Consider the following 12,897-nt stretch of genomic DNA (forward strand, 5'->3'; position numbering starts at 1 on the left):
AATATGACATTTCCTAATTCCTGTATAGAAAACTATTATAATTTATATCAAAACTTGTTCAATTTCTCTGGTGTCTCATGGTGGTTAATCGATTTATCTGAAGACTCTAATACCTATTATTGCAACGATAGTATGTGTGACATGTTTGCTTTGGATAAACAATTAAGCCATCACAGCGTTAAAAAAACCTGTCCCATTGCTGGAGATTACAATAAAAATATTGCAATAAAAGACTCCCAAAAAGCCAACAAGATCCGCGATGACTACCTTAAATTAAAAAATGGCGTTATCGAAGAGTTCAATAATCGTTTTCCTTACTACGACAGTCGCGTTGACGATGTACTTTATTTTACCAGTAAAGCAAGGGCGGTACTGCGTGATGATAAAGGCAACGCAATCATTTTATTTGGAGTAATTGAGTGTGAACGCACCAGTGCAGAACTGTTTAAACTATTGAAAATAGATAGTTTAACTGGGCTTAATAACCGCCGTGAATTCGATTCTCAATTAGATTTCGTCATTAATTTAGCCAAAAGAGAACAGAAAAATGTCTCTTTAATCATGTGTGATATTGATTACTTTAAAGCTTACAACGATAGTTTGGGTCATTATCAGGGCGATCAATGCTTAATAAAAGTGGCTCAGTGTATTGCCCGAGTATGCAGCCGTTCGACAGATGTGGTGTGCCGCTATGGTGGCGAAGAGTTTGCCATTATTTGTTATGGCGAAAATGTAGATACGGCTGCACTGGCAGAAGATATTCGCAAAGGTGTCTATGAATTAACTATTCCTCACTTTCAAGGGGCGGAATCGTTGGTCACACTGAGTGTGGGTTTTGTTACCATGACGCCAGATGCTGATACAACGGCCAGAGAGTTTATTGAAAAAGCGGATAGTGCGCTTTATCGCGCCAAAGATCAGGGCAAAAATTGCAGCATTGAATTTACACTTGAAGTGGCTTAATCACGGTGTCTTTATCAATATCTGTCGAGATCCCCGTGATCCGAGCGAAGCGAAAGTTGCGGGGTAGTTCACTAAGTTGACTGGATACGGTTTGGGCGATGGTATAAGTACAATTTGGGTTTATCTGAATATATGGATCTAGAATGTTAAATCTATAAGCCTTTGAAGTAAGGCTTATAGATTGAATTTGTATCATTGCTAAGAGTTAATTTGCCGCTAATTTCTCTAGCCGGCAGTATTAAAAATGTGGCTAAATGAAGGGCGTTGATGAATTTCAATAGGCACACTGAGTTTTCTGGCTAAGTCACTGGCAGCAATGATACCGCGAATATGATCCTGTTCGTGATCAATCACCAGCATATGGTGTAGACTATTTTCTTTTAAAATACGTACCACATCGCTGACTTTAGCGGTAGAAATTTGATCGTAGTCGAACGCTTGAAGATCTTCTCTTTTTACCATGACATCAGTCACTAGCACTTCATCAATGTTGTGTTCTAGCTTTTTCGCTGTCATTAATAAATTATGATGTGAGAGCTCTTGCATGGTAACCACACCAAGGAATTTATCATCCTTATCAATAACAAGTCGCATATAAGCATGGGTTTTTTCCATGATTTTACCTGTGCCTACCGCAGTGGTTGACGCATCAACTACGATTGGACGGGCAACATCAAAGTCAGTAAAAATATCTAATGCAGGTGAGTCCATATGTGCAACTTGAACTTTGCTTGACCATAGTAAGTGATCGACAGATGCGGTGCTGAATAGTTGTAAATTTCTCATTGGCTAACTCCGTTACATTAAAATAAGTAGATCTGGTAACTGAATATAGCGTTGGCTAACTTTCAGGATTGGTGCGACGTTTAAAATTGAGGGGCATCAAAAAAACCATAACCTTAGGCAGTAAGAATAGCGCTGCTTAAACATGTAAGGCAAGTACATGAATGACATTTAATATTGGTTAAGCCATTGTTGTGGTTGTGAGTTTTATGTGTGGTGTGTGCCTACTTGTGTTAATGTCGAACCTCTCTAAATTGACGAATCCATTTATCCATGGTTGGCTTGCCTACACTCATGGTTTGAGCAGCTTCAACAATTGAGTAATTTTGAGCTAGCACTAAATTGAGAAGATTCAAGTTTGAACCCTGCGCGAAAAAGTCTTCTTGTACGTTGCTCATAGTGTCACCTGTTAACTTATGAGGTGATGATATCATCTCTAACTAGGTGGCCAAATTAGCTATGACACTACTGACTCCACTCCACAAACTAAGTGCTGCTGTTGCAAGACAACGGCTATCAACAAAGTATGGCGACACAGAAATACAACACAGGCATTTTTACAAACCTAAAAACAGCTACGTTGGAATGTGCTACGACCTAAGGCCAACACTTAACGCGAATAGCGCTATAAAGATGCCTTATTGCTTTCGCATCAGTAAATACATTGCCGCACTAAGCAGTAGCATGGCAATGGTTGTATAAATCCAGTTAACATCGATATTGCCACCTGTCATTAATACAAACACCGGGATTAGAAAAATATAAGCTGAAACTTGTTGCGGTGCTAATTTTACACTGGCTTTTTGAAACAGGAAAAAGCTAATCGCAGTGGCAAAAACAGCAAGGTATAAGCACGCCAACCAAGCATTGCCAGAGACCTGTTGCCAGTTGAAGTCGATTATCTGTGGGGTTAAACAAACCGATAATATAATCGCGGCAGCGATTAGGCTCCAGCCAGTAAATACCATAAAGTTCTCTTGTCGATAGCAGGCTTTTATGACCAGAGGATTAGCAGCCATAGCAATGCAGCCCAGCATAAACAGACTGTAACCTGTGTTCCATTCAAAATCCAAGTTAGCATTCGATTGCTGCAGGACTAAAAAAAGTGACGCACTAAAGCCGACAATAAGTGCTAACCAATGGCTTAACTTACCCACCTTTCTATAAATTAGCATGGTTAATACAGCCGTAATTAACGGCAGCGCAGTGGAGAGTGCACTGGTGGCAAAGGCCGAGGTTTTAGTTAAGGCACTAAACATGGCAGAAAAATAACCCAGTGCGGGCAAGGATACTAAGGCATAACGCAATAGGCTTTTAGCGCTAGGTAAATTAAAGCGCCGAGTAACAATTAATAGGACCACAAATAATGAGGCAGCAATAACGTATCTAAGCCAAGTGGCAATCATTGGTGGAACCTCAAGCATTAATTGCTTGCCTACAGGAAAAGTCATCGCAATGATGAAGGTGAAAAATAGCATTTGGATATGGGGACGCGCCGACTTAAACATATGTAAACCTTAAATGAAAAAAGGGGCGAAAACTCGACCCTTTAGTGTTAATTCTAGCGACTTTTTCACATCGTGCTTTTTAAATAGCGACTTTGCTCTATGGGAATTAATGCTTCCTTTGAACGCTTTGTTGCCAAAACTGCTTCGACAAGTTGGCCGTTTTATTGGATAAACGAGTCATTTGCTCACATTTGATTTTAGCTTGGTCTGTTTGCGCTAAGCTGGTATTGGATAACTCATTAATCACCACGATGGATTGACTGATATCTTCGGCTACCGAGGCTTGTTGGCTCATGGCGGTGGCATTCATTTCTGCCATCGCCTGAATATTATCTAACGAGGCGCGTAACTGATCAAAAGCGCTATCGGCATCCTCTGCTAATTTCACTGAAAGATCCGCTTGTGCCTGACCTGCATCCATAGCTTTAGCTGCGCTTTGGGTACTTTGCTGAAAATTGCTCACAATGCTACCAATTTGAGTGGTGGACTCAGTGGTTCGCATCGACAATTGACGCACCTCATCAGCCACTACGGCAAAACCTCGACCAGATTCCCCCGCTCGGGCGGCTTCAATGGCGGCGTTAAGCGCCAACAAATTAGTTTGCTCAGCAATGCCTTTTATCTCACTAAGTACTGCTGAAATAGCATGGCTGTCATGTTCAATTGATTCAACAATGGTTGAGAAATGGGTCACTTCTTGTCTTAACTTACTAATGGCAGCAACTACATTCACCATACGTTCCTGACCTAATGTGGAAGCGTTATGACTACGGGTAATTTCTTGAGCTGTGTTATTGGTGTTATCACTGACTTCAGTAAAGCTGGTGGTCATTTCCTCCATGGCTGTGGCGACCTGAGTAGTTTGCTGGCATTGGCTTTGAGCACGCTCACGCGTATCAATAATAGTCTGATTAAGTTGCTCACTTTGTTCACTAATTGATGTGGCTGAATCAGCCATGCGGCCAACGACGCCACCGGTTTCAGTGATTAAGTAATTTAATGCTAAATCGATTTTGCTTATGTCAGTTTGGCTACCGGTTAAAATGCCGCAGGCAATGGGGTCGTCAATGATGGTAGTGGCTTTAACCATTAACGCTTTCAAGGGTTGGCAAAGGTAGTTTATGCCTAGTGCTGCGACAATAGTGCAGATTGTCGCGGCCGCAATGCTAAGGGCTGGAGTTGAAATCATGCTGGTGGCAATTGTGCTGATTAACAAGATAAACATTGCCCATAAACTTAGCTTGCCGACAAAACTCATGATGGGACTAGCGAGTTCTTTTGGCGCTATGCCATCATTGAGTTGCTGATAAACCTTTTCTGCAGTCGCAATTTGGGCTTTGGTTGCTTTACGACGAATTGACTGAAATTCATGTATTTCACCATTTTCATATACTGGCGAGATATAGGCATTAACCCAGTAGTATTTACCGCTTTTAGTACGGTTTTTGACGATACCAACCCAAGGTTTTCCGGAGTTAATACATTGCCACATAGACTCGAATGCTTGGGGCGGCATATCTGGATGGCGAACAATATTATGGGGCTGCCCATGTAATTCATCTGCGCTAAATTCTGAGATGTTGATGAACTCTTGATTGGCGTATTTAATGTTTCCTTTAAGGTCGGTGGTCGACAACAGAATGCAGTTATTGGTGAGTGCTCGCTCACTATTAATAATAGGTTGATTTATACGCATGGTAACCATTAGAGGATATAAAAGTGGCTACATTTTGCCTGAGCTGCATTATGGATAAATTGATAGCGGTCAAGTATTTATGATCTATTGTTAAGATTTAAATATTAGCATTTCAATATGTTAACTTTAAAATTAATCTGTTTCACCGTGTCTTATTATTACAAGGGCAAAATGACCAAGTGAGATAAAACAGCTAAGCAGCCAAAAGGGGGAATTACTTTCCTCAGGTCTTTTGTCATTCCCTAATTTGTTGCTTAGACCGAATTTTGCAATAAATAGATTAACAATTTAAAGCTTCAGAAATCACTATTGCTTATCAAGATAATCAACCACGGCCTCAGTGCGATTTTCTGCATGTTCGATTAACTCATCGATAGCGCGATAGAAGTCACTTGAGCTTTCTAAGAATGAATAACCTGACAATTCAGTGGTGGCATAGGGCTCAATTAATGCTGAGTAACTGTTGTAGATCGCCTGCATTTTATTCGTTTCATAGGCATCATTAATTACAGTGAGTAAATATTGGTTATAGGTATCGCGATAAGTGTCATCGGCATAAATTTTAGCAATCAGTGGCCAGCTGTTTGAATTAATATCGGCAAAATCTAACGCTAGAGCGCCGCCCATTTTGCCATCTTGTAAGGCTTCATTATTGTCCCATGGGATCCAGGTGAGTTTTGCGGTATCTGGGTCGTTGTATAAGTAAAAATTATGCGGCATTAGCCCATAGGTGTCCCAGTTTTGAATCACCCCGTTTACGGCTAAATACTTAAGGAACACATCCACATCAAATACCGCTTCAAGGTTTGCGCGCCAGGTTTGTGGGTCAGTGCTGGCAGTATCGTCATGTAAGGCGTCAAATAATGCGAGGATATCTGACCAATCCTCATCATCTTCATTGGTTTTCTTCTCAAAGTTGTCTTGGCTAAATGTGCCTTCAATAAACATGGCACCATCATCTTCTGGTTTATATAGGTTGCCATCATCGCTAGCAAACTGGCTATCAATCACAGTATCGTCGACTTCTTCAACCAGCGTATATAAGCCAAAATATTCAGGGCCGTCACCATGATCAACATACAAGGTGTAAAAAGCGGTATGTGATACTGCAAGGCCCGCATCTTTAAAGACATCAGCAGCGACTTTTTCACGTAAAAGTGACTCATCATCATAGTTATTTTTCAGGCTTAACTTTTTGAAACCATAAAAGCGTTGGTTATCGATTTGGGGGTAATCATCTTCAAATTCATCAAAATCTAACTTAAACGACAACTTAAGCACGCCGTTCTGCCAGCTTGATTGCAACGACGAGTTACCTTTAAAGCGGATCCCAACGCGATACCATTGCTTGCCTTCATAATAGATATCCGCAGGCACCATTATTGGGTTTTCATCGCTATCTAGAAGACTATTAGAACCTGAAGATGTGCCAAAACTGCCGTAGGTGTTCGTCATATCATCGAGCATGCTATTCCAGCGGTCTTCGGTAACCACAAAATCTAAGCGTTTGACTTCAGTATCACTGAATACTTCTTCAAAATTAGGATCGACATTTTTACTGTGAGTCTCATCAGTCCAATCAATGGTCTCAAAATCTGTGTCACTGTAATCCTCTTCTGGAATGATAATGCCAGTTTCAGGTGTGGTGTCTTCGGGCTCTGTGGTTTCGTCGTTACCGCTGCAACCTGAAAGTAATAAACCACAGCTAAGGCTTGCGAGTAATAAAAACTGTAAGGGGATCCCGGTTAATCGAGTCGATGAAAAGCAAGCAATATTGAGCATAAGAAACTCCTGATAATGACGCTATTTTTTGGTAAATGAACGGAATACAAGGTTATTGTCAGGTTAGGGTAATCAATTAAAGTGCAGAACTGGTGCAGAAAGGGTGGAACAAAGCAGTAGTTTTATTGAACTGTCTTGATTGAACCGCCTAGATGGCACCATTTTGATAGGTCGTTAGTTAAGCAGCGCAGTCAATCGCTACAATCACCTATGGATTTAGGGGGCTGAAAGCGGTTAAAACGATGGGACTGTATTATTAACCTAGTGCTTACTCGTTGTCAGTTAAGACTATACGTGGTCAGTTAAGACTAGGCGTGGTCAGTAGAAACTCTAGCGACAATATCTGCAGTGGTACCGGTTTCAGCCAGCTTTGGGAATATAGAGTTAACGCTATTGTTATGAACATCCATATTAAAATCAGTAATGGCATCTGTAGCGATGGTGACATTGTAGCCCAGCTCAAATGCTTGTCTTGCGGTTGATTCCACCCCCATGCTGGTGGCGATACCACTAATGACTACTTGGGTGACTTTTAATGATGCTAAGTACTTATGCAGCTCAGTTGAAGCAAAAGCGCCCCAAGTGTTTTTGGTTAACTGTAAATCCTCTTGCTGAGGTTGTAACTCATCAATCAAGTGGCTCCAATTTTCTGGTTTTTGTTGCTGCACTCTGACTTGTTCGGTGCGCCCAGGAGCGATGCCATCAACATTAACTAATACAATGGGCAAACTGGCATAGCGAAATAATGACACTAACTTACAACTATTCTCGATGACTTCTTGGATGGGGTGGCAAGTATCTAAGGTCACCAGACCTTGTTGTAAATCGATTACGATCAAGGCTGTTTGGGCATCAATGGTGGTAATACTCATAACGATAGCTCCTAGTTGTTAAGCGGCTTTGACTGACGAGGATCAATACACCCAATATACCATCATAGCTTAACGGACAAGGGCTAGCATTTCTGAGTCGGCAGTATCGTTGGTTTTTGGTGATAAATGACAGCAGTAACGGAAAATAATTTTACTTGGGATAAGGATGATTTTGCTGCTAACTCAGAGCCCTGAGTAATAACTGCTTGAATTACCACCTAGAAGCACGTAATACTCTTGCTAGCATGTTTATTGTTCAATCTGATATGGAGCATCGATTTTGGAGCATATAGTTTGGAATTTAGACCCTGTTATGTTGTCGTTTATGGGGCTAAAAATACATTGGTATGGCGTGTTGTTTGCCACCGCCATTATCAGTGGTTTTTTGGTTATGAGGCGTATTTATGTGCTTGAAGAGCTTGATGTTGAGTCATTAGATGATTTAGTCATATATTGCGTAGTTGGCATTGTTGTGGGGGCGCGTTTAGGGCATGTAATGTTTTATGAACCTGGCTATTACTTTGCCAATCCTTTAAAAATATTTGCCATTTGGAAAGGCGGGCTTGCCAGTCACGGCGGCACGGTCGGCGTGTTATTAGCCATGTACCTTTATAAACGCAAGGTGCAGTTACCGTTTTTATTCTTGATGGATCGCATTGCCATTGCTACGGGGATTTTCTGCTTTTTTGTCCGTATGGCCAACTTTACCAATTCAGAAATTGTCGGGGTGCCAACTGATAAGCCTTGGGGAATAATTTTTCAGCGTATTGATATGCTGCCACGTCATCCGGCGCAATTATATGAAGCAATCACCTATTTAGGGCTATTTATTCTAATGTGGCTGCTATATCGCTTTACTGAGATGAAACAAAAACAAGGGGCATTATTAGGGCTATTTCTAGCGTTGGTTTATGGCTCACGTTATTTAATTGAATTTGTAAAAGTAAGACAGGCTGACTTTGCCCAAGATTGGAGTATGAGTGTAGGGCAAATGCTTAGCGTGCCATTTGTGCTATTGGGGCTAGGGTTAGTGGTTATGGCTTATATGAAAAAGCTGCCAGATGCTTCAGTCAGTTAGCTTTCAGCGATAAAAAAATGCCAGCGATTATATCGCTGGCATTTTTCAAAAAGGGATAGATATTTTGGTGCTGCAAAATGCTAAGCGCTCACTTGAGCTTAATCGCACAAGGTCCTACTGCGTTTCTTAAGGGGACTAGCTTTTCATTGGCCAAGAGATCTTTTTACTCCCGTAGTAGCCAAGCAGCATACTGGCCATGAACCAGTAAATCGCCGACTCACCGCGTAACAAACTTGCCACCGCAGGTCCTGGGCAAATGCCTACCATTCCCCAGCCAAGACCAAAAATAACTGAGCCAATAATTAACTTAGGTGTAAGCCCCTGTGGCGTCGTTGGCATTTCATCGCCATTAACGGCATGAGTACGGGGTTTGATTAAAAAATGATAACTTGGCAAAAATACCAATAGTGCGCCACCAATAACAAACGCTAAGCTGCCATCCCAATTGCCGGTGACATCCAAAAAATTAAGCACCTTGTAAGGGTTTACCATTTGCGAAATATTCATACCTAAGCCAAATAACAGCCCGGTGATTAACCCTACTAAGACCTTAAACATGCACACCTCCAGACAACCACACCACTAACGCCGCACTTAACATAAATATCACAGTGGCAATCATTGAGCGCATTGATAGGCGACCTATGCCGCAAATACCATGGCCGCTAGTGCAGCCATTAGCGAGTTGGGTACCAATACCGACAGCTAACCCGCCAACCAATAACCAAGTTAATGAATAGTCAGGTAAAGCGGCAGTGTGAAGGCCCATTAAAGGGTCAAACAATAAACTGGCAGCCATGGCGATAACAAAAGCCACTCGCCATGCTCTGTCTTTGTTGTTAGCGCCAAAAATGCCGCCTAAAATGCCACTGATCCCGGCTGTTTTGCCACTCAATAGCATGAGCATGGTTACCGAAAGGCCTAATAGCATTCCGCCAAATAAGGCACTCCAAGGGGTGAATTCTGTCATTCAACACTCCAATATAATTTAACGGCTGTAACACCTAATTGTCAGTGTGGTAACAATTAACGCTATCGCGCAGCATTAATTTCACACAAGCCATTGTTAAAGCAAGGTTTTAGAGCAGTATACAAGAGCGGGTATATTAATAAAATCTAATCTTATGAAATTTTGTTTAACTAGTTGTGCATTAGAAAAAACTTATGGATAATGTGTTTTATTCAATATGTGGACTATATAGAACGATGAATAAAAAGTATGGCAGACGACATCGTCGCAAAACACTAAGTTGCCATTACAGTTATTTCAGTTCAGCAATCGGTTGTAACGGGAGAGAGTCATGTCAAAAATTTTAATTATCGGTGGTGTAGCGGGTGGCGGATCAGCTGCAGCGCGTGCTCGTCGTCTTAGTGAAGATGCTGAAATCATCATGTTTGAACGAGGCGAGTTCGTATCGTTCGCCAATTGTGGTTTGCCTTACCATATTGGTGGTGACATCAAAGATAGAAGCAAGCTATTGCTACAAACGCCAGAAAGTTTCTTGGCACGCTTTAACGTTGATGTTCGCGTCATGAATGAAGTAACTGCAATCAATAGCGTAACTAAGTCGGTCACGGTAAAAGATTTGATCAGTGGCAATGAATACACTGAAACTTATGACAAGCTGTTACTTAGCCCAGGTGCTGGCCCCATTGTTCCGCCTATTGCTGGCATTGATAATCCGCTGACGCACTCGTTACGTAATATCCCAGATATGGATCGCATTCTTAATACCATCAAAACCAATAAACCCGAGCACGCAACAGTGGTTGGCGGTGGCTTTATTGGGTTAGAAATGATGGAAGCGTTTCATCAACTAGGGATAAAAACCACTTTAATTGAAATGGCCGAGCAGGTGATGACTCCTGTTGATCGTGAAATGGCAGGATTTGCTCATGCTGAAATTCGCCAGCAAGGTGTGGATTTAAAACTTGGAGTAGCACTTGAAGCTGTTGAGTTTACTCCTTGCGATCATATCTTAAGTATTGAGTCGGGCGAAAATGAAGCCCACCAACACAAGCAAGGTAAGTTAAGCCTTAGCCTTAATAATGGTGAGTCCTTAGAGACTGATATTCTTATTATGGCCATTGGTGTTCGACCTGAAACCAAACTTGCTAAAGAAGCGGGTTTAAAAATTGGCGATTTAGGCGGTATTTATACCAATGAAAACATGCAAACCAGTGATCCAGATATTTATGCCGTTGGTGATGCAGTAGAAGACAAAGACTTTGTGACTGGTAAGCAAACCTTAGTGCCGCTAGCAGGGCCAGCTAACCGCCAAGGGCGTATGGCAGCAGATAATATGCTTGGCCGCAATGAAACCTATAAGGGTACACAAGGCACCGCAATTTGTAAGATTTTTGACCTTGCAGTTGCTTCAACAGGTCAAAATGAAAAGCAATTAAAGCGTGATGGCGTTGAATACCAAAAAGTGTATGTGCATACCGCAAGCCATGCAAGCTACTACCCAGGCGCAGAAATTGTCTCGTTTAAAATGCTATTTGACCCTAAAACAAGCAAGATTTTTGGCGCTCAAGCAGTGGGCAAAGATGGGGTCGATAAACGTATTGATGTGATGGCGGTTGCCCAACGTGCCGGTATGACAGTTGAACAGCTACAAGACCTTGAACTGACCTATGCACCGCCTTATGGCAGCGCTAAAGATGTCATCAACCAAGCGGCATTTGTAGCCAATAACCTTATCAAAGGTGATGCAAGCGCGATACATTTTGAAGAAATGGATGATTTATCGGCAGATCAACTCTTGTTAGATGTCCGTAACCCAGGCGAGCTTGAAGCGGGTGGCTGTATCGCTGGCGCGATTAATATCCCTGTAGATCAACTGCGTCAACGCATGAGCGAATTACCAAAAGACAAAGAAATCGTCATTTATTGTCAAGTAGGCCTGCGCGGTAACGTCGCTTATCGTCAGCTGGTGAATAACGGCTTTAAAGCCCGAAACCTTATCGGCGGTTACCGCACCTATAAGTTTGCTAAAGCATAAAAGCTTTTTTTAATTTTTAGTTGTTATTAAAAAAGCCTGCAGTAATTTGCAGGCTTTTTTTTAAGTTAACTGTCCCGTCCTGAGATAAGTTGAATATGCTTTTATTTCTAATTAGTTATTGTGCTCAGTAATTCAATGGCTAAAACTTTAGTATTGAAATTCAACTTAATCATTTAAATTTACCACTTGTAAGCTGAATTAGCTTATTTTTAAGGCTGTAGGTTACGGCTTATAGCTGTAGCAAGCTAAATAATGTATGTGAGCCTAGAAGATAATAACTGCGACACCCCATGGTGAAAGTACTTTGAGAACAAGGAGGTGGCTACATACTTTTAAACCTTAGGTAAACATGATGAATTACTCAAAGTTATGTCCATGCTGTAAAGAAGAAACCGTTTTTTATAAGATTCATCGTACTTTTTGGGAAAGAAACTTTAAGTATAAAGAGTGGGATAAGCTATGTTGTCACGCTTGCGAATCTATTTTTTTTATTAATAAAGTACACCCACAGCAACATAAAATAGTGTTGAATACTGTACTTAAATCACATTGAATTTTTAAAACATTAATTTAAACAACAAGGATAATTGTGCGTTTTTGACAATTATCAGTTACTTCAAATCATGGCTTTTAATAAAGTTAATTATTATAAGCGAATGGACTACAGCCTTAGATTCGTCATTTGATGGATATGAATACACAAATGTCACAGCTGTGCTTACACGAAAGGTTGACCTTTCACATCCATGTGATCGTGATATTTGTATCTTATACTGCCCCTACGGCAGGTAATTGGGGCTTAAATGCAATCCCCAACTCCAGCCAGATGTTAAAACCTAAAAAAACCAACAAAAAAGGCATCTTTCGATGCCTTTTCTTTTTAGCTTTAAACCCGAAATAACTAAAGGTTATTTCAACAACGCCACTGCTTCCATATCCAGTTCTATATCAGTACAACCTTTGGCACAATATATTCCTGGTGCTTTGTCTGTCGGCTTCGCCTTTTTAGTATTAGGCGGCAATTGCAGCGTGAGCGGTTTTTTACATTCACTGCATTCTGCGCTGTTGCCTTTCAGCATGCGCTTTATCAAGTTCTTTTGTTGGTTAAATGACTCTTGTGTGGTGCCATTTACCGCTGAAAAATCCAGTTTTTGTGTTTCGCTCATTACCGCTACCTATATGAAAATTGTCTTAGCTTGATTACAGCACT

General features: G+C 41.2%; 11 protein-coding genes and 1 pseudogene. 3 read left to right on the forward strand and 9 right to left on the reverse strand.

From position 1 onward, the window contains the following. Positions 1-3 precede the first annotated feature (3 nt). Positions 4-963 (forward strand): diguanylate cyclase, encoded by a 960-nt coding sequence (locus BCU91_RS12635; protein WP_102531622.1) that lies wholly within the window; start codon positions 4-6, stop codon positions 961-963. 225 nt (positions 964-1,188) lie between these two features. On the opposite strand, the gene BCU91_RS12640 is transcribed toward BCU91_RS12635, so the two are convergent. From BCU91_RS12640 to BCU91_RS12665, 6 genes and pseudogenes are all read right to left on the reverse strand, one after another. Further along, on the reverse strand, positions 1,189-1,749 hold the full coding sequence (locus BCU91_RS12640) for a CBS domain-containing protein (RefSeq protein WP_102531623.1): 561 nt from the start codon (positions 1,747-1,749) through the stop codon (positions 1,189-1,191). 245 nt (positions 1,750-1,994) lie between these two features. Then, positions 1,995-2,139: pseudogene (locus BCU91_RS12645) on the reverse strand (transposase); the annotation flags it as partial. Between the two features lie 245 nt (positions 2,140-2,384). Next, the gene (locus tag BCU91_RS12650) at positions 2,385-3,254 is read right to left on the reverse strand and encodes a DMT family transporter (RefSeq protein ID WP_102437559.1); all 870 of its coding nucleotides are present in this window, start codon (positions 3,252-3,254) and stop codon (positions 2,385-2,387) included. A gap of 106 nt (positions 3,255-3,360) precedes the next feature. Continuing rightward, positions 3,361-4,950: a PAS domain-containing methyl-accepting chemotaxis protein gene (locus BCU91_RS12655; RefSeq protein ID WP_102531637.1), complete on the reverse strand. Its 1,590-nt coding sequence runs from the start codon at positions 4,948-4,950 to the stop codon at positions 3,361-3,363. A gap of 306 nt (positions 4,951-5,256) precedes the next feature. Next, complete coding sequence (locus BCU91_RS12660) at positions 5,257-6,732, reverse strand: CotH kinase family protein (RefSeq protein ID WP_102531624.1); 1,476 nt, start codon at positions 6,730-6,732, stop codon at positions 5,257-5,259. 308 nt (positions 6,733-7,040) lie between these two features. Then, complete coding sequence (locus tag BCU91_RS12665) at positions 7,041-7,604, reverse strand: isochorismatase family protein (RefSeq protein ID WP_102520740.1); 564 nt, start codon at positions 7,602-7,604, stop codon at positions 7,041-7,043. A 280-nt stretch (positions 7,605-7,884) separates the two neighbouring features. Here BCU91_RS12665 and lgt point away from each other — a divergent pair, with 280 nt between their 5' ends. Next, complete coding sequence (lgt, locus tag BCU91_RS12670; RefSeq protein WP_102531625.1) at positions 7,885-8,682, forward strand: prolipoprotein diacylglyceryl transferase; 798 nt, start codon at positions 7,885-7,887, stop codon at positions 8,680-8,682. 135 nt (positions 8,683-8,817) lie between these two features. Here lgt and BCU91_RS12675 read toward each other — a convergent pair whose 3' ends face one another. Together BCU91_RS12675 and BCU91_RS12680 are read right to left on the reverse strand one after the other, a co-directional pair. Continuing rightward, positions 8,818-9,240, reverse strand: a complete 423-nt coding sequence (locus BCU91_RS12675) for a YeeE/YedE family protein (RefSeq protein ID WP_198589356.1) — start codon at positions 9,238-9,240, stop codon at positions 8,818-8,820. Next, a complete protein-coding gene (locus tag BCU91_RS12680) occupies positions 9,233-9,652 on the reverse strand; it encodes a YeeE/YedE thiosulfate transporter family protein (RefSeq protein ID WP_076537249.1) in 420 nt (139 codons plus the stop codon). The genes BCU91_RS12675 and BCU91_RS12680 overlap by 8 nt, the downstream gene beginning before the upstream one ends. 331 nt (positions 9,653-9,983) lie before the next feature. Here BCU91_RS12680 and BCU91_RS12685 point away from each other — a divergent pair, with 331 nt between their 5' ends. After that, a complete protein-coding gene (locus tag BCU91_RS12685; protein ID WP_102531626.1) occupies positions 9,984-11,687 on the forward strand; it encodes an FAD-dependent oxidoreductase in 1,704 nt (567 codons plus the stop codon). Positions 11,688-12,595: 908 nt separating this feature from the next. On the opposite strand, the gene BCU91_RS12690 is transcribed toward BCU91_RS12685, so the two are convergent. Continuing rightward, entirely contained in the window at positions 12,596-12,853 is a 258-nt protein-coding gene (locus BCU91_RS12690) for a hypothetical protein (protein WP_076537243.1), read from the reverse strand. Positions 12,854-12,897: the final 44 nt, after the last annotated feature.

Origin of the sequence: Shewanella sp. 10N.286.52.B9 (assembly GCF_002873635.1) — a bacterium.
Lineage (GTDB): Bacteria > Pseudomonadota > Gammaproteobacteria > Enterobacterales > Shewanellaceae > Shewanella.